Below are 25,392 nucleotides of genomic sequence, written 5' to 3' on the forward strand. Positions count from 1 at the left end.
TCAAGACAACTCAGCAACTGGTATGAACTTATCACTTAAAGAAACCCCTCAATCAGTTTCAGTAATTACTTCAAAAAGAATGGAAGATCAACAACTAAATAATTTAATAGATGTTATGAAAAATACTACAGGAGTATGGGCAACTTCACAAGCTGGGAATACTGGTTTAACAGAATTTTACTCTCGTGGTTATAAAATTGAGAATTTTCAAGTAGATGGTGCAAAAAGCAGTTTTTTTGATACAGATAAAATGGGACTTGAAAATATTGATACAGCTATTTACGACTCTGTTTCAGTAGTTCGTGGTGCAACTGGATTTTTAACGGGTGCTGGAGATCCTAGTGGAAGTATCAATTTGGTACGAAAAAAACCAACTAAAGATTTTCAAGCCTCTTTAGAAGCACAAACTGGGCGTTGGGATAAATACCGTGGAGTTGTAGATATTGGTGGTGGATTTAATGAAGATGGTTCAATCCGTGGAAGATTTATCGCTGTTCATAATCAAGGTGGATATTTCAATCCATTAGCAGAAAAAGAAAGATCTACTTTATATGGTGTAGTAGAAGCTGATTTAGGTGATTCAACTACAATATCAGGTTCTTGGGAAAGAACAGAAACAAAGCACAATGGTTCACAACATAGTACTACTCCTCCAAGATTTGTTTATGATGAAAATTGGGAAACTCATTTAGCAAAATTTGATAAATATACATGGGTTAGACCAGAATGGTCAAGATATAAACAAGTTAGAGATAATTATACTTTGAATTTAAATCATCATATTAATGATTCTTGGAAGATAGATGCTACATATAACTATACTGAAGATGATACAAAAAGAAAAGATGCACTTTGTCGTTCTTATTTTCGTGCTGATGGTACTTGCAGTAGTCTATATGGAGGTAATCCAAATGAATATCTTACAAAATCTCATTCATTGGATGTGAAACTAAATGGTAATTTTGAATTATGGGAACAAACTCATGATTTAGTATTAGGATTTAATGGAGAAAAAAGTAAACTAAATAGTAAATATTATCCCAAAATAGGTGCATTCCAAGATATGGGGATTATAAATAATAAATGGGTAGTAATTGAACCAATTAAGTTTGGTAATGTAGTACCATATTATGATACACGTAATGAACAATATGGTGGATTTATATCAACTAAATTAAACTTTACAGATGATTTATCTGCAATTTTAGGTGGTAGATATAGTAAATGGGAAACAAAAAGCCCTGGTGATGATAGAAAATTTGATAATTTTTTACCATATGTAGCTTTAAGTTATGATCTTACAGAAAATCTTACAACTTATGTAAGCTATACAGAGATTTTTAACCCACAAAATGCAAAAGATAGAAGTGGTAAATATCTTGATCCAGAAACAGGATTTAACTATGAAGTTGGTCTAAAAGGTGAATGGTTTGATGGAAGATTAAACTCTAGCATAGCACTTTTTCAATCAGGTAAAGATGGTTTAGCTATTCAAGATAAAGATGAAACAACAGGAAAATGTCATTTACTTCCAGATGCTACATCTGAATGGGATTGTGCTTATAAAGCTTTAGATGATACAAAAAACAAAGGTTGGGAGTTTGAAATTGCAGGAGAGATTACTCCAAATTGGAATGCTCAATTTGGTTTTTCTTCATCAATTCTTAAAGATAAAGATGGAAAAAGGTTAAATAGTACAACTATGCCTATTAGAACAGCAAATCTATTTACAACTTATCAAGCTACACCATCTTTAACTCTAGGAGGTGGTCTAAGATGGCAAGATAAAACTTGGGATGATAGTACAAAAAATACTTATATTAATCTAGGTCGTGAAGATTTAGTTGGAGAAGCTAAACAAGATGATTATTTTGTCGTAGATTTGATGGCAAATTATGAGTTTGATAAAAACTTAAGTTTACTTTTAAATTTAAATAATGCTTTAAATAAAGAGTATAAAACTACTTTTGGAACATATTCTTATGGAGAAGAGAGAAATTGGATGGCTACTTTAAAATATAAGTTTTAAAAATACCAGAAATATAGTTATTAAGTACAAGAGTTGGATTTATTTCAACTCTTGTTTGATAAGATTTTGTTTTGAATTTTCTTAGTTATCTTAAAATTCTTCAACTCTATTTTTACCTTTTTCTTTTGCACAGTACAAAGCCTTGTCAGCTCTTAATAAAAGCTCATTTAAATTATCATCTTCTCTAAATCCACTAACTCCAAAACTTGCAGTTTTTTTACCTACTATTCCAAAATCAAAATTTGATATTTTGTTTTTTAATTTTTCTGCTAAAACTATTGCTTCTTTTTGAGATGTTTTTGGGCAAATAATGATAAATTCTTCTCCACCCCATCTTCCTACAATATCTATATCTCTAGTTGATTTTGTTAATATTGAAGCAATGCTAATCAATACTTTATCACCTTCAAGATGACCATATGTGTCATTAACATATTTGAAATCATCCAAATCAAGTAGAATCACAGAAAAATTATCTTTAAATCTTTTAAATATACTTTCACTTATTCCCAAAACTGAATCTATTTCATTTCTATTGTTTAGTTTAGTTAAAAAGTCTATTTTTGAAAGTTTAGTTAATTCTTCTTTTGCTAATTCCAACTCTTTTGTATAGTTCAATCTATCAATCATAGAAAAAGCTAAAAGTAATAAGCAAATAAGTATAACAATATCACTTGGATACTCTTCCCAAGGTACAACACCAAGAGCTATTAAAGTTGAATATACCCAATACAAAGATATTATAAAGAAGCTAAATGTAATTATTTTTATTTTTTTATCTCCTTTAATAAAGAAGTAAATTATAAAAATTGTCAAAATAGGTAAAGTTATGAGATTATATAAAATATCAAAATATTTATAAGATGATGTTAATGTAAATAAACCAAATATAGAACCAAAAAATGCAATAATTAAATATAAAAAATGTACTTGCCATATTTTTCTTATTAGATTAAATGGAGTTTTAAAACTAATAGTTTTATCCATAAAATAAGTTATACCCAAAGGAAAAAAGAAATAAGAAAATGCCAAAATATACTGATACAATAGTGGAAAATCAAAATATAATTTTAATATTTTCACAGAACAAAATACATTTAATGCTTGTGATAGAAAAAGTAAACCTAATATCAAAAGTTCTTTACTTCTAAATTTAGAAAAAAATGTAAGTAAAAATAGTATTGATACAAAAATAGATATAGAACCTATAATAATTTTTGGAATATCATAATCTAAAAGTTTTTTATAAATATTTCCTTTTGAATCAATCAATATTTCACCCCATAATCCTATATCAAGGTAGTTTGAGAATACTCTAAAATATAAATATTTGTTTTGAGCTTCATTGTCCAAAGGGATTAAATGCCAAGGCCATCCTTCAAATTTACCTTTTCCTTGTACATTAAAAGTTCCAAATTGATATATTTTTTTATCTTCAAGATAAACTTCCATAATTAAATCTGTACTAAAAATATATAAATTGGCATCATTTGGTAAATTATTAGGAAGTTTTACCCTATACCAAACATTGGTTTGATTATTTCTATTTGGTGGATTACTTGGGAATAAAATCTCTTTCCATTCTTTATTATCTTGCTCCAAAGTCCATATAGGAGTATTATTTGAAAAAGTAGAATCTCCCCATCTATACTCCCATTTCGAAAGTGATAAATCTATTTGATTTGATTCAAAAGCAAATAGATAGTTTATAAATAAAGAGATAAACAGAATTATTTTAAACATTTTAATATTTTATTTTAATTTCCTAAAACTTCTTTAATAGCAAAAATATCATTCATTGTTTTATATAAATCATCTATTTGAAGCATATTTGGACCATCACTTTTTGCACATTTTGGGTCAATATGTGTTTCGAAGAAAAATCCATCAACTCCAACACTTGCAGCTGCCCTTGCCATATGTGGTACAAAAGAGCTATTTCCTCCAGTTGTTCCTCCAGTGCTAGGTATTTGTACACTATGAGTTGCATCAAAAATAACTGGTGCATATTGTCTAAGTAACAATAAATTTCTCATATCTACAACTAAAGCACCATATCCAAAAGTATTTCCTCTTTCACAAAGCCAAACTCCAGCTTTTTGTGAATTTTCATAATTTACTTCTGTTATACCTCTTGTATTTAAAACTTTTTCAACTGGATGTTTCATAGCATCTGCTGCTAAAAATTGTCCTTTTTTGATATTTATTTTTGCAGGTGTTTTTGCAGCAGCAACTAATAAATCTGTTTGTCTGCATAAAAAAGCAGGAATTTGAAGTATATCCATCACTTCTCCAGCTGGTTGTGCTTGATAAGATTCGTGAATATCTGTTACAACTTTGTATCCAAACTCTTTTTTTATTTTTTCAAAAATCTTTAAACCTTCATCCAGACCTGGTCCTCTAAATGAACTTAAACTTGTACGATTTGCCTTGTCAAAACTAGCTTTAAAATAAAAATCTACTCTCTTGTCTTCACTAAGTGGTTTTAATTTTTCAGCTATTCTTAAAACTGTATCCATATCTTCTAAAACGCAAGGTCCTGTCATTACTATCATATTATAAAATCCTTTTATTTCTTACTTACTAAAAATCCACTAATTACAATTAAGATTATACCTAAAACTATTATAAATGAAGGAAAACTATCTCCAACAAATAATCCTAAAATAATAGAAAAAACTATATTGCTATATGATATTGTTCCTACAATTCCAGCTTTTGCAAAAGAGAAAGCTTTAGTCATATATATTTGTGCATAAGTAGAGAAAAGACCCAATAAAACTATAATAAACCATTCATAATTTGTAGGGAATATAAACTCTCCTAACATAAAATCTAGGTTAGGATTTATGTAGAATTCACTAATAATCATTAAAATTAATGGACAAATAGTTCCCATAGCCATAAAAGATAAAACTATTGCTCGGCTATCATAGTAAAGCCTTAGTTCCCTTATAGAAGTATATGCTAGTGCTGCTCCAACTCCTGAAAGAATACCTAAATAATCTGTTTTTTCTAAACTACTTCCATCAAACTCTGTTATAAATAAAATACCAATAAATCCAATAAATACTCCAATCCAACCTTTAAAACCTATTTTTTCTTTTAGAAAAAAATATGCTAAAAGAGCGGTAAATATTGTAGAAGTTTTTGAAAAAGTCATAGCTTCTCCTAAAGGAATATTTGCAATATTGTAAAAGAAAAATAAAAGTGAAATAAAGCCAACAGTTCCTCTAAAAATAAGTAACCAAAACTTTCCACCTATTTGTTTTAGAGGTGAGTTGTAAATAGAGTAAAGTATTATAAAAACTCCAAAAACATTTCTAAAAAATACTACTTCTATTGGAGCTAAATTTCCACTTAATTCTTTTGCTGTAACTCCCATAAGTGCAAATAAAAATGAAGCAATAAGCATATATTTTATAGCTTTATTAACATTTTCTTCCAAATTCATTCCTTTTTTAAAAAAGCTAATAGTATAGTAAGATAACTAAAATAAAGCAATTTTTGGGTATTATAAACTCTATTTTAAACTCTATTTTTAGGAAATCTATGGAATATTTAAAGATTATTGGAAATAAAAAAATATCTGGTGAAGTTAGTATATCTGGTGCAAAAAATGCAGCATTGCCATTGATAGCAAGCACAATTTTAGGAAAAAACAAAATCACTATAAATAACTTACCAAATGTTGCTGATATAAATACTTTTTTAAAGCTTATTTCAAAGCTTGGTGGTACTTTTCAAAAAGATAAAAATAGTGCTACTATTGATACAAGTACGATAAATAATACAACAGCTACTTATGATATTGTAAAAACTATGAGAGCTTCTATTTTGGTTTTAGGACCATTGTTAGCACGATTTGGACATTGCGAAGTTTCACTTCCTGGTGGTTGTGCAATAGGTCAAAGACCAGTTGATTTACATTTAAAAGCATTGGAACAAATGGGAGCAAATATTGAAATATTACAAGGATATATCAAAGCAACAGCTCCAGAAGGATTAAAAGGTGCAAAAATTGTATTTGATAAAGTAACTGTTGGTGGAACTGAAAATATAGTTATGGCAGCAGCTCTTGCAAATGGAATAACAACTATTATAAATGCAGCAAAAGAACCAGAAATAGTACAACTTTGTGAAGTAATACAAAGTGCTGGAGTAAAAATAGATGGAATTGGAACTTCAAAAATAGTAATTGAAGGAACAAATGGAAAACTACTTGATATTAAACCATTTTCAGTAATTCCAGATAGAATTGAAGCTGGAACTTATATGTGTGCAGCTGCTATTACGAATCAAAAATTAACTATTAAAAATATTATTCCATCTCATCTTGAAGCAGTTATTTCAAAACTTGAAGAGATGAATTTTGAAGTTTTACAAACGCAAAATAGTGTAACAATATTGCCAACACAAGATATAAAGCCAGTAAATATAATAACTACTGAATATCCAGGTTTTCCAACAGATATGCAAGCACAATTTATGGCATTGGCAACTCAAGCGAATGGAACAAGTACAATTGATGAAAGATTATTTGAAAATAGATTTATGCATGTTAGTGAGTTGTTAAGACTTGGTGCAGAAATTCATTTAAATGGAAATATAGCTACTATTATAGGTAAAAAAGATAGTTTAAGTGGAACAGATGTAATGGCAACAGATTTAAGAGCATCTTCGGCTTTAGTTTTAGCTGCCCTTGTAGCACACGGAGAAACAAATATTCATAGAATTTATCATCTTGATAGAGGATATGAAAATTTAGAAGAGAAACTAATAAATATTGGTGCAGATGTTAAAAGATTAAAAGAGAGTTGATGTTAGATAAAATAAAGAGTTTTCTATTTCAAAAGGATAATCACAAGAGTGATAATTTTGATGTTTTTTTTGATTTAGTAAACTCTTATTTAAAAAGAGAACATCCAAAAATAAGTTTTGATTTATCTATTGATGATAAATTTTTAAAAGAAGAAAATTTAAAGATAAAAAAAACACTTTTTATAGATAAAATTGTGAAGCAATTTATTGATTTTGAATACACTAAAAAGACTCAAGAAACTGTAAAAAAAGAACTTTTATGGAGTGGTTATGGTATAAACTCTAGCCCAAATATAAAAAAGCCACAAGATTTTTTAAGAAGAAAAGAACTAGCTTTTTTTAGAGAAAATGGAGTTTGTAATCGCTGTGGAAATAAAATGGAAAAAATAACTGATTCTCATACCTTTTTAATTCATAATTTTGAAGAAGGTGGAGGATATAATATCGAGAATATTGCTATTTTATGTTTTGATTGTAATAAAATTTTGACAAATGAAGATAAAAATATCTTCGAATTACATTTAAAAATAAGAGATGATTTATACGATTTTATTTGATTTTGTAGTATTTAATCTATGACAAAATTTTACACCATATAGATAAATTATCCAAGATATATAAATCCATAAAAATGAAAATAGAAGAGTTGATAAAGAACCATAAATTGTTGAATAAGTTTTGTTGTAAACTACATAATATACAAAAAGATTTTTTGTAATACTCAATACACTTAAAGTTAAAAATGATGAAATCATAGCTGATTTTGATGATATTTTTTTATTTACACTTAGTTTAAATAATAGAAAAAATATACTCCAAGTAAATAAAAAGAATAGAAAACTTTTAAATAAACTACTACTATGAAGTGATAAAAGTGTATTTAAAAATATAAAAATTGCCGGAAAAACTATAAAAAATATTGTGTATATAAAAAATGATTTATAAATAGCTCTTCTTTTTGTATTATGTATTTTATTTACTATGTAATCATAATCTTTAAAAAACATAATATATACAAAAAGCATATAAAAAATACCTACAAATCCCAATTTATTTGAGTTAGAGATATAATTCTTTAAAGTATTTATAATATCTTCAGAGTGAGTTGGATTTAAAAAATTTAGTAAAAAACTTGTAAATGTATCCAAATAAGCATCAAAATCTGGAAACTTTGAAATTATTGCAATTCCTAAAGCTATGATTGGTAATATAGAAAATATAGTGAAAAAACTAAGACTAGCTGCAAAATAGGTAGTATCGTCATTGAAAAATGATTCGATACTATCTATGATTTTTCTAAAAATAGTTTTTTCTTGCAAAATTATAATCCCATTTTAAATGGATTTAAAATATTGTTAGGGTCAAAAGCTTTTTTTATATTTCTAAATAGATTCATTTCCGCTTCTGTAAAAGCAATATCCATAAATGGAGCTTTTGAGATACCAATACCGTGTTCACCACTCAAAGTCCCACCCATATCAACAACAAGTTGGAAAATTTCTTCAATTGCTTTGTGCCCATCAGCCATCTCTTTTTCGTTTGTTTTATCTTTTACCATAACATTTACATGGATGTTTCCATCTCCTGCATGTCCAAAACAAGGTACTTGGAAACCATATTTTTCACCAATTTTATAAATTTCATCAAGTGCTTCAGGCAATTTACTTCTTGGTACTGAAATATCTTCGTTTAGTTTTTTTGTTCCAAAAACCATAGTTGCTGGACTAGCATTTCTTCTTGCAAACCAAAGTTTTTTTCCTTCTTCTTCATCACGTGCCACTATAAAATCAATAGAACCATTTTGGCTAAAAGACTCTTTTAGAATATTTAGTTGTTCATCAATTTCTGCAATACTACTTGCATCTACATCACCAATTAAAATCCCACCAGCATCTTGCGGTAATTCAATATTTGGAAATTTTTGTTTTAAAGCTTGAATTACAAGTGAGTCTAAAAACTCCATAGCAACTGGACTAGCTCCACTTGCTAGTGATTTAAATACAGCAGTCATAGCACTATTTACACTAGGGAAAACTCCCATATATGTTTTTTTGAATTTTGGTTTAGGAATAAGTTTTAAAGTAATTTCTGTGATAACTGCCAAAGTTCCTTCACTAGCTATTAATATTCCAGCTGTATTATATCCTGCTACATCTTTTATTGTTTTTTTACCAGCAACGATAATATCTCCATTTGGTAATACTGCTCGTAAAGCCATAACATAATCTTTTGTAATACCATATTTTGCAGCTCTCATTCCACCAGCATTTTCGCTTACATTTCCACCAAGTGTTGAATACTCTTCACTTGCAGGATCTGGTGGATAGAAAAGTCCAACTTCTTCAACTGCTTTTTGAAACTGCATATTTATAAGTCCTGGCTGAACAACTCCAACCATATTTTGCATATCAATTTCTAGTAACTTATTCATATGTCTTTCTAAACTTAAAATTATTCCACCATTTGATGGTAATGCACCACCTGTAAAGCCACTTCCCGCTCCTCTTGGAACTATAACAATTTTGTGTTCATTACAATATTTTAAAATATCACTTACATCTTGCTCGTGTCTTGGAAAAACAACTGCATCTGGCTCAAACCTATTTCTTGTTGCATCATAACAAAAAGCGATTAAGTGAGCTTTATCACTTTTTATATTTTCTTGTCCAACAATAGATGTAATATAATCTAAATGTTTTTTATCAATCATTATTTTATTCCTAAAATACTTTTATAGTAATTGTCATAGTTTGAACTATCTATACTATCGTCTTTTAATCCTAAAGCATCAGATACAAACGGAATATTTTTTAAATCAATTAAAGGACCTTTTATCTCTTCAATTCTTGTAAAAAACGGCATTTGTTTTTCATTTGAGGCATAAGGAAAATTATATGAATCTAAAACAGTAAATGTTTTTGCATCTAAAATATATATCTTTTTAGCTATAACAAAAAATATCGTTCCTAAATTTTGTTCAATTGCAAATTTTTGGAAATCTTCTTTTTTTGGAAGAGGTTGATTATCAAACTTTAAAGTAGCTCCAAAAATATCTGGATGAATAAAGTTATTTTGTGCAAAATCTTCTCTTACTGCTTGATAACCATTGAAATCAGGAGAAATTAGAAGTGATTGGTCATACATATAATTTAATATAATAACATCTCCATTTTGAACAGTTCTATTTGTTGTAGGAATAGCATCTTGTTTTAAATCATCAAAAGCAAAATATTCAACAACCGAAGAGTTAGCATCAGAACTTATAACTTTTGCATTTGATACAATTAACCTTCTATCATTATCGTAAATATGAACTACAATTCCAGATTGACCAACCAATAAATTTCCAACTGCAATTACACTTTTATTGTCTGTTAAATTTTCAACTTTTGCACCGATTGGTTGTATTGAGAACTCATTTTTACCACTATCTAGTTTTGAAGCATAGTTTCCACTACTTAAACCTTTTTTAGCATTTTTGTAAAAATAGTATGAATAGCTTAATTTATTTTGTTCAACAGTTACTTTTATATCCAAAATATTCCAACCATCTTTTTTCATATCATCAACAGTTACATTACCAGCACAAAATCCACCTTCGAGTTTTGCAGTTTCAATTTGTGAAGGGTTATCTAAACCATTTTTATAACAAATAGTTTCTAACGCCGATAAATTCATCGAAAACAGGCTAATACAAGCAAAAAATAAACTTTTCTTAAACATTTTTTTCCTTTTTTAAAATTGAGCTTGTAGCTCTTCTAATTTTTGTCTAACTTCATCAACGTGTAAAATTTCGATTTTTTCACCTTTTACACTTTTTGTTTTTCGTACACTTACTTTATCCCAAATATGAGCAATTTCACCTTTTGGATTTATAATAAACGTAGTTCTTACAACTCCCATAAACTCTTTACCCATAAATTTTTTTAGTTGCCAAACACCATAATCTTGGCACATTTTTTTATCATTATCAGATAACAAAGTTATACCTAAATCATATTTTTCTATAAATTGTCTATGTTTTTTTGTATCATCAGGACTAACTCCTATTATTGTAGCTTCTAAATTATCAAATAAAAATTGATTACTTGTAAAATCACAAGCTTGAGTTGTACATCCTGGAGTTAAATCTTTTGGATAAAAGTATAAAACTATCCAACGACCAACTATATCTCTTAGGCATATTTCTGTATCATCTTGATTGAAAGCACAAAAACTTGGTGCTTTATCTCCAACTTTTAACATCTGTTCTCCTTTATTTTATTGCTATAAAAAGAGCAAAATTTACCCATTTGAAAACTGTTTCACAATGTTTAAATCCAGCATCTTCTATCATTTTTTTGTTTTCATCTTCTGTATATGGAATAAGTACATTCTCTAAAGCTTCTCTTTTTTGAGATATCTCAAATTCGCTATATCCTTGAGTTTTTTTAAAACTATAATATTCATCAATAAACTGTTTATTTAAAAAGCTATTTTTTGAAACCAATTTTTCACTAAAAATAAAAACTCCACCATCTTCTAAACTATCATAAATTTTTTTTACCAATTTTTCTCTATTTAACGGGCGAATAAATTGTAAAGTATAGTTTGAAAAAACAACTTTTGCATCTTTTAAATCAACATCAAAAATATCAGCATTTAAAAGTTTTATTTCAACTCCAAAAGCTTTTGCTTTTTTACTAGCTCTTTCAAGCATAGCATTTGAGTTATCAATTCCAACTAAATTTAGATTATATTTACTACTCTTACTAAGTTCAATTAGTGTAGAAGCAGTAGAACAACCTAAATCATAAACATTTGAACCATCTTCTAAAAAATTATTTGCAAAAGAAATAGACAATTTTTGCATCTGTTTATAAAAAGGAACTGATCTATCTAACATATCATCAAATACACTAGCGACCTCTTCATCAAACTCAAATTGTTTTGAAATTGTTTTATTAAATACTTTATCTATCATCTTAATATTTTATCTAAAAATTAATAAAAATATTTTTTTGCAATATTTATATCGTTTAAAATCTCATTTTTTAACTCTAAAAAACTATCAAATTTCTTATTTTCACGGATTTGTTTTATAAATTTTATTTGAACTATATTATCTTTTACTTCCAAATTATCTACATTTAAAATATGAGTTTCAACTGCAAAATTTCCGTCTGTTGTTTGCCTATGACCTAAAAATGAAATAGAGTTATATTCACAATCATCAACAATAGTTTTAGATATATAAACTCCATTTTGTGGCAATAAAAACTCATCAATACTTAGATTTATAGTTGCTACAAACTCTTTTTTTCCAATTCCTTGACCAATTATATGTTTGCCGTATATTTTATACTCTTTTCCTAAAAATCTATTCGCTTGTTCTATTTGTCCATTTAACAAAAATTCTCTAATATATCTTGAATGAACTGGAAAATTATCCAATTTTATTTCAGATATTATTACAACTTCTCCATCAAAAACTTTTTTTAAATCATCTACTTTACAGGCTCTATTTTTTCCAAAACAAAAATCAAAACCAACAACTATTTTTTTTAAATTTTTAAAATCACTTTTTAGAAGCTTTATAAACTCAATTCCATTAAGCTCTTTTATATTTTGTAAATCATAATAAAAAATAGGAAATCTTGAATATTCTTGTCTATAATTTTTTGGAGTCAAAGAGGCATAACCAGTTTCTATACTTATGATTGCTCCATTTTGGCTTAAATTATTAAATAGTTCTTGATGAGCTATATGCATACCATCAAATCCACCAATTGCTATGGAATCTATATTTTCTTTATTTATTAAAATAGAAGAACTCCTCTTCATTTCCTTCTTTTCCTTGAAGTTTACTAATGTTATTTGTTTTTAATTTCCAATTTAAATTAAATGCAACTGCCAAAAAATCATCTTTAGCTTTTTTAATTGCTTGAATATCTTTTACAACACCTTTTTTATCTCTTTTTACATTTGTTCCCACTTCAAATTGTGGTTTAAAAAGTATTATAATTTCTTTAAATTGGAGTGAATTTATAGCATTTATAATATTTAAAATAGATATAAAAGATACATCACAAGTTACAATATCAAAACAAATATCACTTTGAAAATTTCTAATATCACAATTTTCAAAAAATTCTATTTTTTTATCTTCTTTTATTCTTTCGTGAAGTTGATTACTTCCTACATCTACACAAAGTACTTTTTTTACTTGATTTTCTAATAATATTTGAGTAAATCCACCCGTACTACTTCCAATATCAAGTGCAATTTTATCTTTTAAATCTAGTTTTAAATCATCTAAAAAATATTTTAGTTTATAAGCTGCTCTACTTACATAAAAATCTTCTTCAAGTAACTCTATAATATCATTTGAAATTACTATATATGAAGATTTTGTGATGATTTTATCGTTGCATTTTACTTTATTTGATTTGATAAGTTCACAAGCTTTATTTCTACTTTGAATATTAAAATTTTGTGTTAAATATAAATCTAATCTCATTTATTTTTAAATTCAGCCAATAATCTTAAACTTTCATCAGTAGAAATAGATTTAAATTCATTGCCATTTTGTTCTTTCATAAAATTTGAAATAGTCTCTTCATCTAAATTTACATTTTTACCTGTAACTTCGTAAATTGCTGCTTGTAAATCTGCTTTTTGATTTGCTAAAACTTCTTCTATATTTTTGGGAGTATGTCCACTTTCTGCTCTAGCTTTTTGTAACTCTTCTAATTTTTGTCTTATAGCTTCCAGCTGTTCTTTTGTAAATCCTGTTTTTGCTACAAAATCCAAATCTTCTAAAAGTTCTTCTCTCTCTTTTTGTTCAGCTTTTTCCTTTTCTCTATTTTCCATAAAGATATCAAAACTATCTTTTTTTTCTACTATTTCAGAACTTATATTTTCAGAATTAGTATTTGAAATTATTGATGAAGTATTGTTTAAAATTTCCATAAAATGCCTTTTTATTCAAAATGAAATTTTTGAAAAATTATAACAATATTAGCTTAAAGCTTATATGGTCAAATATTACTACTCTTTATTTTTACTCTCTTCCCACTCTTTTAAGAGTTTATAAAACTTTTTATCTATTTCATTATCATCTTGACCAAAAAGATATTTTTGCATTAAAATCAATTTCATAAGTTCTGGATTATCTCCATATTTCTCAAATAAACTTTTACCTTCAAGGCTAAAAGCGTTGAAATTTGTATTTTTTATATTTAATGCTTCTTTTATAATATCTGATTTATTTTCTATATATACATCTATTCTATAATCTTTAAAAGCTTCTCCTAAAGTTTGAGATTTTGAAGCTTTTAGTTCATCTATCCATTTTGTTTTTCCTATTCCAAAGTTTTCACTTTGTCCTACATCATAAAAACTTCCATTTTTATAATCTATAGATAAAATTAAATCAGGTACATTTTCAAAGCCTTTTTTTGCCAATTTAGATAGATTTGCACTATAGCTCTCAAAAACCATTCCTTTATACTCTTCAGGAATAGTTTTAGTCTCTATAACTCCTTGTTTATATAGTTCTATGATATCTGTACCATCTTTTGTTAAAAATTTACCATCTATATTTTCTAAATCTCTTAGGTCATATCCAGTTTTATCTTTTATTTCATGAAATAGTGATTTTTTATCAGATTTTTCTTGGCTTATTTGTGTATTATTATCTGTTCTACTTGTATATATATGCTTAAATAATTCTTTTGAATTATCTGCTGTATTTAGTGTATCTTCTATCAAACTAGATAGATTTTTATCATCAAGCCCATTAACAGTTACTTTGTAATCATAAGGGTCAATAGTAAGAGTTAAGTTCTTATCTTTTGGAATGGAAATACTATATTTATCCAATAGTTGTTGAAATTGTTCATTTACTGATGTTCTATTAAAAGCTTTTTCTTCTGCTTCTTCTACATAACCATTAATTGCATTTAAATCTTTTATATTTGGATCTATGTAATTAATATTAGCTAATTTATTATCTTTTAAATAATTTATTTCTTGTTTATAAACAATTTCTCTTTCATATTTACTTAAATTCTCTATATAGTATGTAGAAGATTGGTTGTAATATTTATCTCTAATATGTTGTTCTGGATTTGGAAAAGTTTTATTTTCTTTTGTTGCTTTTGAATATACTTCTTCTAGTCTTTCTTTTATAACTTTTGCTTCAAAATTAATGTATCCATTTCTATTAGCATTAATAAATGTTTTTTCATCTAAAGATGATAGTAAATTTAAACTATCTAAAGTTTTTGAGTTTATATTTATAGATACTGCTTCTGTATTATTTTTTTGATTTGTAGAATGGCTTTGTGTTACTTTTATTCCATTTTGTGAACTAAATTGTTGTACTGTATTTAAATTTATTTTCATAAAATATCCCCTTTATATTTCATTTCTTAATATTAGTTTAATTATATACATTTAAGCTTTGATTCATATTAAATATATATAATAACAACTATTAATTTTAATAAAGGGGTGTATTATGTTTAAATTTAATTTTAAATGGTTACAAAAATCTATTTTAATAATAGGTTTTTTAAGTTTGTTTGGTGCTATAAATGCTTTTGCTGAAATTAAGGGTAACAATTCATTTGCTACTGCTTATTCATTTGGATATTGGGAGTACCATTCTTCAGGTGTTACATCTTTAGCAGCTAATGAAAATGATGCTTTTTACTCATTTAGAGTAAATGCTGGAGATAGAGTATATGTTAGATTGGGAATAGGTTCAGAATATATAGGTTCTGGTATAAATCTACAAATATTTAATAGTAATAAACAAAAGATAACAGAACCAAATTCTACTATAATAAGTTCTTCTTTACCATTCATTTTTGATAATGTTGATGGATCTTTACAAGGACAAACTTTTTATATAAAAGTAAATAGAGGAAATTATGTAGGGAATATGGTTTTTGTTATGGGTATTGAGAAAAGAATATATTCATCTAATGGAACATATGATTTTATAGGAATATCTTCAAACCCTGGTAATCCAAATATATTAACGAATCCAAATGGTATTGATTCTTCAATTATTACTATGGATTTGACAAATAAATCAACTATTCCTGTTGGAGCTATTGTGAAATCAATAACAACATCTGGGAGTGTATATCCAAGTAAAGGTGGAATACTTCATAAAATATCTTCAAATCAAGACAATATTTGGCATACAGCTACAGTAGAAGGTAGTGGATATAATATAAACGTTAGTAATGCTTTAAAAGTAAAACAAATTTGGTCTTTTAGATATAATCAAAAAGCAATGGGTGCTTCTACTATGAAAAATGTAAAAGCAAATATAAATTATGAATATGACGTAACTGAAGGATTTTAATTTTTTATAAATCAACAGTTCTTTCTTATTTTAGAAAGAACTGTTTTAATGCTTAGGAATCTGAATTAGTATAAAGGTTACTTCTTATCAACTAAAAATGAAGCTTTTGATATAATTTTGCCATCAATCGATACTTTATTTTAAAGTATCAGTTCAAGTACTTTGTTTCTAGATAGAATATTAAAATATTTTATAATGTATAAATCAAATCTCATAAGGGGAATTATATTTGAAATTCGTGCAAAAAGAGTTTATTGCTACTATTGAAGAGAAAAAATCAAAGTTTATAGCTTTTTTAGTTCCATATAGTGATTTTTCTAAAACTATGCAAAGATTGAGAGAAGAACACTTAAAAGCTGTACATTTTGTTTATGCATATAGATATTTAAATGAGTTTGAACAAATTGTAGAAAATTCTAGTGATGATGGAGAACCAAGAGGAACAAGTGGAAAACCAACATTAGCTGTTTTATCGGGTGCATATATTATAAATAGTGCAGTTATAATTGTACGATATTTTGGTGGTACAAAACTTGGAACTGGAGGACTTGTCCGAGCTTATAGTGATAGTGCAAATGAAGTTATAAAAATAGCTGATTTTAAAGAGTATAAAAAATTAATATTAAAAACTTTAGAGTTTGAATATAGTAATTTGGGACAAATAGAGTATATTTTAAATCAACAAAATATAAAAATATCAAATAAAGATTTTAATACAAATGTAAAGCTAGTGATTGAACTTTCAAGAGATGAATTTGATAATCTTTGTCCTTTACTTCCAAGAGAAATTAAGATAGAATAATTATCATTTTCTTAAAGGGGCTTTTGTGAAAAAGTTTTTAAAGATATTTTTCATACTCATAATTTCTACGAATTGTTTTTCTTCCGATAAAATAGATATAAATTTTTCAAATTTACACTTAAATGAACTTATAAAAATTAGTTCAAAAATATTGAATAAAGATATTTTGGTATCAGAAAATTTTGATATTAAAGTAAATTTCTTTTCAAATAGAAGTGTGAAAAAAAGTGAATTATTAAATATTTTAAAATCAACCCTAAATGACAATGGTTATATGCTAGAAGATAATGGAACTTTTTTAAAGATAGTAAAAATTCAAGAACCAAAAAAAGAGCCATATTCTACAAAGATATATGAGTTAAAAAATGTTGATGGTGAAAATATCTTAAAAATTTTAACAACTTTAATTGATAAAAATAGTTTTGAGAATGAACATATTAAACCTATTGTGACTTTAGATAGTGAGTCTAACTCTATAATTTTAATGGGAGTTGAAACTGAACTAAATAAACTCACAAATTTGCTAGATGATATAGATAAACAAAAATCACAAGTTTATATACAAGCTAAAATCATAGAAGTAAACAATGAAATGGTAAATAAAATAGGTTTATCTTATGGAATTTTAAGAGCAAACTCTTCAAGTGATGGAATAATGGCTATCTCTACAAATTTAAATGGAGGTTCAAATGCTTTAAATGAAGCAATATCTAGTTTTGCTTGGAACATAGGAAATCTAAATATAAAATCTGGAATAGCTTTTGGAGCTAGTTTAAATTTATTACGACAACAAGGTGCTGTTGATATAGTTTCAGAACCATCAATATTGGCTATAAATAATAAAGAGAGTTTTATATATGTAGGAGAAAAAATATCTGTTCAAACTTCAAGTACTGTAACAGATGGTGGAACCCAAAGGACAAATTTTCAAAGAGAAGATGTTGGATTAACTTTAAAAGTAAAACCACGAGTTGCAAGTGATGAAAAATTGACTCTGGAAATAAGTGCTTTAATTGAAGGTATAAAATTAAAATCAGTTGGGGTTGGTGATAATCCAGATACTCATAAAAAAGAGATAAATACAACTGCTATTTTAAACAATGGAGAAAGTGTAATAATAGGTGGATTAATAGAGAATAAAAGTGAAAATGTAGAAGATAAAGTACCACTTTTAGGAGATATTCCTGTTGTTGGAAATATTTTTAGAAATGAAGCAAATGTAAATAAAAAAAACAATTTAGTTATCATTGTAACACCATATTTAGTTCCAAAAAATAAAGATTTGACATATATAAGAGATAAATTAACAGAACTTAAAAGCTTGGAAGATAGATATTTAGAAGAGTCTTTACAAAGTTTACAACATAATAAAGAAGAGAAAAAAGATAAAGTTGTTACTATAAGTCAAAAAGATAATTTAAATGAAAAAACTTTACATGAAAAGAGATTAAAAGAGTTTTTTGAAGATCATTCAAACAATGGTTTATAGATATTTTTGGTAAAATTGCCAAAAATAAAAGGAAGAGTTATCAAAAAATTTAGAAAAGTACATATAGAAATTACAAATATTTGTAACTTAAAATGTACATTTTGTCCACCAAAAATATTACCAAATAAAAGTATGGATTTAGAACTTTTTGAAAAGTTAAATAAAGAGTTAAAAGAAGTTACAAATGAACTAGCTTACCATATTGTTGGTGATCCATTAGTTTTGAGTAGTTTGAATGATTTTTTAAATATTAGTAAAGAAAATAGTTTAAGAGTAAATATCACAACAACAGCAAACAATATCTCACAAAAACATTATGAAACACTACTAAATAGTGCAATAAAACAGATAAATTTTTCAATAAATTCTTACAATGCAAACTCTCATAAAAAAAGTTTAGATGAATATTTAGAACCAATTATAGATTTTGTAAAGTTTGCACAAAAGCAAGTTCATGAGTATTTTATAAATTTTAGAATTTGGAATTTGGATGAAGAAAAAAGTGCGAAAGAGTTTAACAAAAAAGTTTTTGATAGATTAAATAAAGAGTTTAATACGAGTTTAAATATAGATGAAATTTATAAAGAAAAGCCTAAAAATATTAAAATTGCAAGGAAAGTTTTTATAAACTTTGATGAGTATTTTAATTGGCCAGATTTAAAAAATGAAACTATTTCAGAAACTGGATTTTGCTATGGTTTAAATTCTCATTTTGGTATTTTAGCTTCAGGTGATGTTGTTCCTTGTTGTTTGGATAAAGATGCCAGAATAAATTTAGGAAATATAAAAAATAGTTCTATTAAAGAGATTTTAAACTCTCAAAGAGTAAAAGATATAAAAGCTGGATTTAAAAACAATATGTTAGTAGAAGAACTTTGTCAAAAATGTGAATATAGAACAAGATTTGAAAAGGAAAAATGATGAATGAAGCAGAGATAATATTAAAAAGTGTGAAAGATTTTTTTAGTTCAAAAATGCTAAAAATAGCTTTAATTCCACTTATTGTTTCTATGATTATTTTGTATGTAATATTTTTTGGAATGGCAAGTATTGGAATAGAAGCTTTAAGAACAGTTGCTCAAACTGCACAAGAAGGCGGTGAAGTTATTATCGATGAAAATGCACCATTTTATATTATTTGGTTTACATATTTTATAGTATTTATGTTCAAATATTCTATAACCTCTTGGTTGGCTGGGATTTTGTTTTATACCGTAGGAACAGTTTTTATTTTTCATATTTCAGTTATATTGACACTTTTTATTATTGGATTTTTAACTCCGATGATTGTTGAGGTTTTACATAAAAAAGATTATTCACATTTGGAATTAAAGCCATTTGGAAATATTAGAAATGCTATTACAAACTCTTTAAAAGCAATATTTGTTATGATATTTTTATATATTTTATTTATTCCTTTATATTTTATTCCTTTAGTAAATATTGTTGCTTTATATCTTCCTTTGTATTATTTCTTTCACAAATTATTAAATTTTGATGTAGGTTCAACAATTTTAAGTAAAGATGAATATCAAAAAATATATACAGATAACTCTAGTTCTTTTAGGTTCAGAACTTTGGCTTTATATTTTTTAGCAACTATTCCATTTATAACTCTTTTTGTTGCAGTTTTTTATGTCACTTATTTAAGCAATGCTTATTTTGTAGAACTTACAAACCTAAGACGAAAAGAGGCTAGTTTTGAATAAAGATTTATTTATAGAAGCAGTTTTAAAAGCAAATAAAGAGATTTTGGATTACTTGGAAAATGGTTTAAGTAAAGAGGATTTTGAATATACAAATATAAATGGTTTTGGTGGTGATAATTCATTGAAATTAGATATTCTTTTTGAAAATATTTTTATAAAACATTTGAGTAGTTTTGGAAATATTTTTAGTGAAGAGTGTGGATTTATAGATAATGAAAGTGAATTTACGATAGTTATTGACCCCCTTGATGGAAGCAACAATTTTTATTCAAATTTACCATATTTTGGAACTTCTGTTGCATTGAAAAAAGGAGATGATGTTATAGCAGGTTTTGTAGCAAATTTACCTATGAAAACTATTGTTTATAGAGCCTTTGGAAGTGAAGTAAAATATTTTTGTCTTCAAAATATGAAAGAAAAGAAAATATTTAAAAATGATAAAAGTAAAATATCTATTTTTGAAAGAGCTTATGAATATCCAAATATTTGTAAAAAATTAAATGATAAAAATATTAAATTTAGAAGTTTAGGAGCTACAGCATTAAGTTTAGCAAATGCAATGGATTATAATTTTGTATTATTTAAAGGAGAAATACGAGATTTTGATGTATTAGCTGGATTATATATTTGTAAAGATTTAAATATTTATAAAGATGATGAGACGATTTTGATTGTAAAAAATAAGGATAACTTAAATTTTTTTAAAGAAATTATTAATGATTTTTAGGTATAACTCCAAAACATATTTTATATATAGGAAATGTATATGGCTTTAATAATTATGGATGAATGTATTGCATGTGATGCCTGTCGTGAAGAGTGTCCAAACTACGCTATCGAAGAAGGTGATCCAATCTATATGATAGATCCAGATAGATGTACAGAGTGTGTTGGGCATTATGAAGAACCACAATGTGTTGAGGTTTGTCCTGTAGACTGTATTATCTTAGATCCTGATAATGAAGAGACATTAGAAGAATTAAAATTTAAATATGACCAATTGATGGAAGAAGAAAACTAATGTCAAAAATTACAACAATCATAGACATTGGTTCCAATTCAATGCGAATGGTTGTTTTAGAAAAATCTAGTCGTTTTGCTTTTAGTCTTATAAATGAGACTAAAAGTAGAGTGAAAATTTCAGAAGGTTGCTATGAAAATGGTGGAAATCTTCAAGAAATACCTATGCAAAGAGCTTACGAGTCTTTAAAATCTTTTTTAAATATCTCAAATGCACTAAAATCAAGAAAAATTCTTTGTGTTGCAACATCAGCACTTAGAGATGCTCCAAATTCTAAAGTTTTTTTAAATAGAGTTAGAAAAGATTTAGGTTTAAATATCAAAGTTATTGATGGTGAGAAAGAGGCATATTATGGTGGAGTTGCTACTTCAAACTTGCTTCATGATGATGATTTTGTAACTGTTGATATTGGTGGTGGAAGCACAGAATTTTGTTTTGTAAAAGATGGAAAAATCATAAAATCGATATCTTTAAATATAGGAACGGTAAGACTACGAGAACTATATTTTAATAAAAATAATATTGATGGTGCAAAAAAATATATTTTAGATAATTTAAAAAATATTTTAAATTTAGATTTAAATATCCCTTCAAAAGTTGTAGGAATTGGTGGAAGTATAAGGTTTTTATCAAAACTTATTATGCAAAAAAACTTTTATCCACTAGATGCTATTCATGGATTTTCATATAAAGTAAAAGATGAAAATAGGCTTTTTAAAGATATTTTAAAAGCAAATTCAAATGAAGATTTAGAAAGTTTAGGAGTAAAAAAAGATAGATTTGACACTATAAAAGAAGGAACTTTTATATTTCAGACTATTCTTGAAGAGCTTAATATAAAAACCGTTGTAACTTCTGGAGTAGGTGTTCGAGAGGGTGTTTATCTAACAGATTTATTAAGAAATCAAAATCATAAATTTCCAGAAAATTTTAATGTGAGTGTACGAAGTTTACTTGATAGATTTCAGGTTTGTCCAAAGCAGAGTGCTTATTTTGGAAATAATGCTAAAAAAATATTTGATATTTTAAAACCTCTTCATAGGCTTGATGAAAAGTTTAAAACTCTTTTGGTTGTATCTTCAAAACTACACTCTATTGGTACAACAATAAATTTTTATAAATCAAATGACAATGCTTTTGATTTTATTCTAAGTGGATTGAACTACGATTTTTTACATACTTCAAGAGTTATAGTTGCTTATACATTGAAGTTTTCAAAAAAATCTTTACCAAAAGCAATAGATTTAGAAGAGTATAAAGAACTTTTACCTTGTTTGGAAGATATGCAATGGATGTCATTTATGATTGCACTGAATTTGGCTGTAAATCAGGATTTTTCAAGACCACAAGTTGAATATAGCTTAGAAAACAATGTTTTAAAAATGAATTTGCCAAATAAATCTTTTTTAATAAAATCTTATATTGAGAAACTAGAAACTCCAAACAATTTATCTTTAGAGATTTTATGATGAAAAAAATAGCTATCATTAAGCTATCGGCTATGGGTGATATAATTCACTCTATGGTAGCTTTACAATTTATTAAAAAAGAGTATCCCTCTTTGCAGATTGATTGGTTTGTTGAAGATTCTTTTTGCGGTATTTTGGAAAACAATCCAGATATTTCAAATATAATCAAACTAAATTTAAAAAGTATCAAAAAAGATAAAAAAGAGATTTTTAATCAAATAAAACTTTTAATTAAGTTCAAAAAAAATAATTATGATTTAGTTTTAGATGCTCAAGGACTTATAAAATCTGCTATTGTTACAAGATTATTGGGAAAGCAACGAGCAGGATTTAATAAAAACTCTATAAGAGAGAAATTTGCTTCATATTTTTATACAAAAAAAGTTGATATTCCTTATGATGGAAACGCAATTCTTAGAAATTGCAAAATTTTAAGTGAACCTTTGAATTTTTCAATATCAGAAGATGATATTTTAAATAAAGAGCCATTTTTGTTTTATAAAGATGAAGATGAAATAATCTATGAGTATTTAAAAAAAGATAAAAAAAATGTTTTATTAGTTGTTGGAGCTAGTTGGGATAGTAAAATGTACTCTAAAGAGAAGTTTGCTAAAATAGTTTCTAGTTTAGATGAAAATTTTTTAATTACTTGGGGAAATGAAAAAGAAAAACAAATAGCACAGTTTATTTCTAAAAATTCAAAAGCTATGATTTTACCAAAACTAGATTTGAATAGTTTAAAAGCAGTTGTAAGCAAAGTTGATTTATTAATAGGAAATGACACAGGACCAACTCATATGGCTTGGGCTTTGAATACTCCTAGTATCACACTTTTTGGGAATACTCCAGCATATAGAAATACTTACGCAACAAGTATAAATAGAACTATAAAATCTGCTAGTATTGTAAACCCATTTAAACTAGATAGAACTGATTTTTCAATTCAAGATATTGATGAAAATGAGATTATAGAAATGGCAAAGGAACTTTTGTATGTATAGAAAGATAAAAGATTATTTTAGACTTTTTTTATATAACACTTTTATGTTTTTATTTTTAATAACTCCAAAATTTTTTATGAAAAAGATTTTACAATTTATGGCATTTTTTGCATATAAATTCAATAAAAAACATAAAAATATAGCTCTTGCAAATTTAGATTTTGTTTATGGAAATAGTATTACAGAAGATAGAAAACAACAAATAATATATAATTCATATAAATCTTTAGTTTTTAATATGTATGAGTTTATTGAAAATCAAAATATTACAAAAGAGAATATGTTTAAAAAAGCAAATATTTTAAATAAAAATATTATTGAAAAGGCTTTTAAAGAAAATCGAAAAATTATATATATAACTGCTCACTATGGTGGTTGGGAGATAACTTTACCATATATTGCTTTGATGTTTGGAGAAATTGCTGTTGTAAATAGAAAGATGGATAATCCACACATTCAAGAAAAATATGCAAAGGCTAGAAGTAAAAATAAAATAACAATGCTTGAAAAACAAAGTGCTGCAAAAGGAATGTTACAAGCTTTTAAAGATAATAAAAGTATAGCCGTTGTAATTGACCAACATATAGGAGCTGGAGTAGAAGTTGAGTTTTTAGGACAAAAAACAATAGCTACTGATTCTACTTCAAGAATGGCTTTGAAATTTGATGCAATAATTATCCCTATATTTACAGTAAACAATGGCTTTAGAGATTGGACAATAGAAATCAAAGAGCCAATAGATGTTAAAACTTTAGAATTTAAAACAGATGATAAGATAAAAGAACTCACACAAATTCAAAATGATGTTGTATCAAAACAAATTTTTGAAAAACCAGATTTTTGGCTTTGGCAGCATAAAAGATTTAAAGCTTTTCACAATGATATTTATAAAAAGAAGCAAGATTGAGTAATTTTGAAGAGATAGCAAAAAAAGAGTTTAAAAACTCAAGTAAAGAGATTTTTCCTTTTATTTTTGAAGAAAAACAGTATTGGTTGAAAAAAGCAAGAGCCACAAAACCAAATAAAATTCAGAAGTTCTTTTCTATATTCTTTAAATTTGAGTTGTTGATTCCTTCACTTTATAAAACTTCTAAAGAAGCTTTGGAATTTGAGAGTTCAAAGCTTGAAAAATTTAAAAGTATGGGTATAAATGTCCCGAATGTTGTTTATAAATATGAAGATTTTTTCGTACTTGAAGATACTGGAGAGAGTGTTTATTCATATTTCAAAACTATTGAAAAAGATATGAAAGAGGAACAATTTTACTATTTTGTCGATTTGATGATTGTTGAATTAGCAAAAATTCATAATCTTGGTTTTTTTCACGGTGGAAGCCAAATGCGAAATTTTACAACTAAAGATAAAAAGGTTTTTGTTTTAGATTTTGAAGAGAGTTTTAGTAAAGATACAGATATAAAAACTTTACAATATAGGGACTTCTTACTATTCTTACTATCTTTTACTAAATTTAAAAAATTAAATTTCCAGATAGATTATGTCAAAATTGTAACAAAATATAAAGAGTTGTCAAATAATAAGAATTTTGAATTTAAACTAAAAAGATTTAGTAAAAGATTATCATTTTTTATAAAGCTTAGTGAATTAAAATTTATAAAAAGGCTTTTAGGTAGTGATGTATTACAATTCTTTAAGCTTTTTAAGAATTTGAATTTATCATAAATATCTGAAA

The 25,392-nt window shown here is 26.3% G+C and carries 26 protein-coding genes; 14 read left to right on the plus strand and 12 right to left on the minus strand.

Translation table 11 applies throughout. The features are described from left to right. The first annotated feature begins 22 nt into the window (after nt 1–22). Nucleotides 23–2,029, plus strand: a complete 2,007-nt coding sequence (locus tag CRU91_RS02545; protein WP_113893088.1) for a TonB-dependent siderophore receptor — start codon at nt 23–25, stop codon at nt 2,027–2,029. Between the two features lie 90 nt (nt 2,030–2,119). On the opposite strand, the gene CRU91_RS02550 is transcribed toward CRU91_RS02545, so the two are convergent. The 3 genes from CRU91_RS02550 to CRU91_RS02560 are packed head-to-tail and all read right to left on the minus strand — an operon-like array spanning nt 2,120 to nt 5,483. Next, nucleotides 2,120–3,772, minus strand: a complete 1,653-nt coding sequence (locus tag CRU91_RS02550) for a GGDEF domain-containing protein (RefSeq protein ID WP_113893090.1) — start codon at nt 3,770–3,772, stop codon at nt 2,120–2,122. Nucleotides 3,773–3,786: 14 nt separating this feature from the next. Next, nucleotides 3,787–4,584, minus strand: coding sequence for a 3-deoxy-8-phosphooctulonate synthase (gene kdsA / locus CRU91_RS02555; protein ID WP_113893092.1), 798 nt, complete (start codon nt 4,582–4,584; stop codon nt 3,787–3,789). 14 nt (nt 4,585–4,598) lie between these two features. After that, nucleotides 4,599–5,483, minus strand: a complete 885-nt coding sequence (locus CRU91_RS02560; protein WP_371317906.1) for a DMT family transporter — start codon at nt 5,481–5,483, stop codon at nt 4,599–4,601. 98 nt (nt 5,484–5,581) lie between these two features. On the opposite strand from CRU91_RS02560, the gene murA reads away from it, so the two are divergent. Beyond that, nucleotides 5,582–6,850: a UDP-N-acetylglucosamine 1-carboxyvinyltransferase gene (murA, locus tag CRU91_RS02565; protein WP_113893096.1), complete on the plus strand. Its 1,269-nt coding sequence runs from the start codon at nt 5,582–5,584 to the stop codon at nt 6,848–6,850. Then, a complete protein-coding gene (locus CRU91_RS02570; RefSeq protein WP_113893098.1) occupies nt 6,850–7,407 on the plus strand; it encodes an HNH endonuclease signature motif containing protein in 558 nt (185 codons plus the stop codon). Before murA ends, CRU91_RS02570 begins: the two co-directional genes overlap by 1 nt. Here the strand turns inward: CRU91_RS02570 and CRU91_RS02575 are convergent. The 9 genes from CRU91_RS02575 to CRU91_RS02615 form a co-directional block, all read right to left on the minus strand. Beyond that, the gene (locus tag CRU91_RS02575; RefSeq protein ID WP_235826924.1) at nt 7,390–8,169 is read right to left on the minus strand and encodes a YihY/virulence factor BrkB family protein; all 780 of its coding nucleotides are present in this window, start codon (nt 8,167–8,169) and stop codon (nt 7,390–7,392) included. The two genes, CRU91_RS02570 and CRU91_RS02575, sit on opposite strands and share 18 nt — an antisense overlap. A gap of 2 nt (nt 8,170–8,171) precedes the next feature. Continuing rightward, a complete protein-coding gene (locus CRU91_RS02580) occupies nt 8,172–9,560 on the minus strand; it encodes an FAD-binding oxidoreductase (protein ID WP_113893101.1) in 1,389 nt (462 codons plus the stop codon). Then, a complete protein-coding gene (locus CRU91_RS02585) occupies nt 9,560–10,573 on the minus strand; it encodes a plasminogen-binding N-terminal domain-containing protein (protein WP_113893103.1) in 1,014 nt (337 codons plus the stop codon). Before CRU91_RS02585 ends, CRU91_RS02580 begins: the two co-directional genes overlap by 1 nt. Before the next feature lie 12 nt (nt 10,574–10,585). Beyond that, nucleotides 10,586–11,095, minus strand: a complete 510-nt coding sequence (gene bcp / locus CRU91_RS02590) for a thioredoxin-dependent thiol peroxidase (RefSeq protein WP_113893105.1) — start codon at nt 11,093–11,095, stop codon at nt 10,586–10,588. Nucleotides 11,096–11,105: 10 nt separating this feature from the next. Beyond that, complete coding sequence (gene cmoA / locus CRU91_RS02595) at nt 11,106–11,813, minus strand: carboxy-S-adenosyl-L-methionine synthase CmoA (RefSeq protein ID WP_113893107.1); 708 nt, start codon at nt 11,811–11,813, stop codon at nt 11,106–11,108. Between the two features lie 20 nt (nt 11,814–11,833). Next, a complete protein-coding gene (locus CRU91_RS02600; protein ID WP_113893109.1) occupies nt 11,834–12,673 on the minus strand; it encodes a bifunctional riboflavin kinase/FAD synthetase in 840 nt (279 codons plus the stop codon). Further along, nucleotides 12,642–13,349, minus strand: coding sequence for a 23S rRNA (cytidine-2'-O)-methyltransferase TlyA (tlyA, locus tag CRU91_RS02605; RefSeq protein WP_113893111.1), 708 nt, complete (start codon nt 13,347–13,349; stop codon nt 12,642–12,644). Before tlyA ends, CRU91_RS02600 begins: the two co-directional genes overlap by 32 nt. Continuing rightward, nucleotides 13,346–13,801: a hypothetical protein gene (locus CRU91_RS02610; RefSeq protein ID WP_113893113.1), complete on the minus strand. Its 456-nt coding sequence runs from the start codon at nt 13,799–13,801 to the stop codon at nt 13,346–13,348. The genes tlyA and CRU91_RS02610 overlap by 4 nt, the downstream gene beginning before the upstream one ends. A gap of 78 nt (nt 13,802–13,879) precedes the next feature. Continuing rightward, nucleotides 13,880–15,238, minus strand: coding sequence for a DUF4885 family protein (locus CRU91_RS02615; RefSeq protein ID WP_113893115.1), 1,359 nt, complete (start codon nt 15,236–15,238; stop codon nt 13,880–13,882). A gap of 115 nt (nt 15,239–15,353) precedes the next feature. Here CRU91_RS02615 and CRU91_RS02620 point away from each other — a divergent pair, with 115 nt between their 5' ends. From CRU91_RS02620 to CRU91_RS02670, 11 genes are all read left to right on the plus strand, one after another. After that, entirely contained in the window at nt 15,354–16,211 is an 858-nt protein-coding gene (locus CRU91_RS02620; protein WP_113893117.1) for a hypothetical protein, read from the plus strand. A 229-nt stretch (nt 16,212–16,440) separates the two neighbouring features. Then, nucleotides 16,441–17,013 (plus strand): YigZ family protein, encoded by a 573-nt coding sequence (locus tag CRU91_RS02625; protein ID WP_113893119.1) that lies wholly within the window; start codon nt 16,441–16,443, stop codon nt 17,011–17,013. Between the two features lie 25 nt (nt 17,014–17,038). Beyond that, complete coding sequence (locus CRU91_RS02630) at nt 17,039–18,502, plus strand: type II secretion system protein GspD (protein WP_113893121.1); 1,464 nt, start codon at nt 17,039–17,041, stop codon at nt 18,500–18,502. Nucleotides 18,503–18,508: 6 nt separating this feature from the next. Next, nucleotides 18,509–19,423 (plus strand): radical SAM/SPASM domain-containing protein, encoded by a 915-nt coding sequence (locus CRU91_RS02635; RefSeq protein ID WP_235826925.1) that lies wholly within the window; start codon nt 18,509–18,511, stop codon nt 19,421–19,423. Then, nucleotides 19,423–20,211: an EI24 domain-containing protein gene (locus tag CRU91_RS02640; protein ID WP_113893123.1), complete on the plus strand. Its 789-nt coding sequence runs from the start codon at nt 19,423–19,425 to the stop codon at nt 20,209–20,211. Before CRU91_RS02635 ends, CRU91_RS02640 begins: the two co-directional genes overlap by 1 nt. Further along, nucleotides 20,204–20,938 (plus strand): inositol monophosphatase family protein, encoded by a 735-nt coding sequence (locus CRU91_RS02645; protein ID WP_113893125.1) that lies wholly within the window; start codon nt 20,204–20,206, stop codon nt 20,936–20,938. Before CRU91_RS02640 ends, CRU91_RS02645 begins: the two co-directional genes overlap by 8 nt. 39 nt (nt 20,939–20,977) lie before the next feature. Continuing rightward, nucleotides 20,978–21,232, plus strand: a complete 255-nt coding sequence (locus CRU91_RS02650; protein ID WP_026803857.1) for a YfhL family 4Fe-4S dicluster ferredoxin — start codon at nt 20,978–20,980, stop codon at nt 21,230–21,232. Further along, a complete protein-coding gene (locus CRU91_RS02655; RefSeq protein ID WP_113893127.1) occupies nt 21,232–22,701 on the plus strand; it encodes a Ppx/GppA phosphatase family protein in 1,470 nt (489 codons plus the stop codon). Before CRU91_RS02650 ends, CRU91_RS02655 begins: the two co-directional genes overlap by 1 nt. Next, nucleotides 22,698–23,702, plus strand: coding sequence for a lipopolysaccharide heptosyltransferase I (gene waaC, locus CRU91_RS02660; protein ID WP_113893129.1), 1,005 nt, complete (start codon nt 22,698–22,700; stop codon nt 23,700–23,702). The genes CRU91_RS02655 and waaC overlap by 4 nt, the downstream gene beginning before the upstream one ends. After that, nucleotides 23,695–24,609, plus strand: a complete 915-nt coding sequence (locus tag CRU91_RS02665; protein WP_113893131.1) for an LpxL/LpxP family acyltransferase — start codon at nt 23,695–23,697, stop codon at nt 24,607–24,609. Before waaC ends, CRU91_RS02665 begins: the two co-directional genes overlap by 8 nt. Continuing rightward, nucleotides 24,606–25,382 (plus strand): BUD32 family EKC/KEOPS complex subunit, encoded by a 777-nt coding sequence (locus tag CRU91_RS02670; RefSeq protein WP_222718372.1) that lies wholly within the window; start codon nt 24,606–24,608, stop codon nt 25,380–25,382. The genes CRU91_RS02665 and CRU91_RS02670 overlap by 4 nt, the downstream gene beginning before the upstream one ends. Nucleotides 25,383–25,392: the final 10 nt, after the last annotated feature.

Source organism: Aliarcobacter vitoriensis (genome assembly GCF_003316695.1).
Lineage (GTDB): Bacteria > Campylobacterota > Campylobacteria > Campylobacterales > Arcobacteraceae > Aliarcobacter > Aliarcobacter vitoriensis.

Excerpts from the sequence above, each read along its gene's own strand:
- CRU91_RS02545 (WP_113893088.1), top strand. The coding sequence starts at position 23 with ATGAACTTATCACTTAAAGAAACCCCTCAATCAGTTTCAGTAATTACT.
- CRU91_RS02550 (WP_113893090.1), bottom strand. The coding sequence starts at position 3,772 with ATGTTTAAAATAATTCTGTTTATCTCTTTATTTATAAACTATCTATTT.
- kdsA (WP_113893092.1), bottom strand. The coding sequence starts at position 4,584 with ATGATAGTAATGACAGGACCTTGCGTTTTAGAAGATATGGATACAGTT.
- CRU91_RS02560 (WP_371317906.1), bottom strand. The coding sequence starts at position 5,483 with ATGAATTTGGAAGAAAATGTTAATAAAGCTATAAAATATATGCTTATT.
- murA (WP_113893096.1), top strand. The coding sequence starts at position 5,582 with ATGGAATATTTAAAGATTATTGGAAATAAAAAAATATCTGGTGAAGTT.
- CRU91_RS02570 (WP_113893098.1), top strand. The coding sequence starts at position 6,850 with ATGTTAGATAAAATAAAGAGTTTTCTATTTCAAAAGGATAATCACAAG.
- CRU91_RS02580 (WP_113893101.1), bottom strand. The coding sequence starts at position 9,560 with ATGATTGATAAAAAACATTTAGATTATATTACATCTATTGTTGGACAA.
- CRU91_RS02585 (WP_113893103.1), bottom strand. The coding sequence starts at position 10,573 with ATGTTTAAGAAAAGTTTATTTTTTGCTTGTATTAGCCTGTTTTCGATG.
- bcp (WP_113893105.1), bottom strand. The coding sequence starts at position 11,095 with ATGTTAAAAGTTGGAGATAAAGCACCAAGTTTTTGTGCTTTCAATCAA.
- cmoA (WP_113893107.1), bottom strand. The coding sequence starts at position 11,813 with ATGATAGATAAAGTATTTAATAAAACAATTTCAAAACAATTTGAGTTT.
- CRU91_RS02600 (WP_113893109.1), bottom strand. The coding sequence starts at position 12,673 with ATGAAGAGGAGTTCTTCTATTTTAATAAATAAAGAAAATATAGATTCC.
- tlyA (WP_113893111.1), bottom strand. The coding sequence starts at position 13,349 with ATGAGATTAGATTTATATTTAACACAAAATTTTAATATTCAAAGTAGA.
- CRU91_RS02610 (WP_113893113.1), bottom strand. The coding sequence starts at position 13,801 with ATGGAAATTTTAAACAATACTTCATCAATAATTTCAAATACTAATTCT.
- CRU91_RS02615 (WP_113893115.1), bottom strand. The coding sequence starts at position 15,238 with ATGAAAATAAATTTAAATACAGTACAACAATTTAGTTCACAAAATGGA.
- CRU91_RS02620 (WP_113893117.1), top strand. The coding sequence starts at position 15,354 with ATGTTTAAATTTAATTTTAAATGGTTACAAAAATCTATTTTAATAATA.
- CRU91_RS02640 (WP_113893123.1), top strand. The coding sequence starts at position 19,423 with ATGAATGAAGCAGAGATAATATTAAAAAGTGTGAAAGATTTTTTTAGT.
- CRU91_RS02650 (WP_026803857.1), top strand. The coding sequence starts at position 20,978 with ATGGCTTTAATAATTATGGATGAATGTATTGCATGTGATGCCTGTCGT.
- CRU91_RS02655 (WP_113893127.1), top strand. The coding sequence starts at position 21,232 with ATGTCAAAAATTACAACAATCATAGACATTGGTTCCAATTCAATGCGA.
- waaC (WP_113893129.1), top strand. The coding sequence starts at position 22,698 with ATGATGAAAAAAATAGCTATCATTAAGCTATCGGCTATGGGTGATATA.
- CRU91_RS02665 (WP_113893131.1), top strand. The coding sequence starts at position 23,695 with ATGTATAGAAAGATAAAAGATTATTTTAGACTTTTTTTATATAACACT.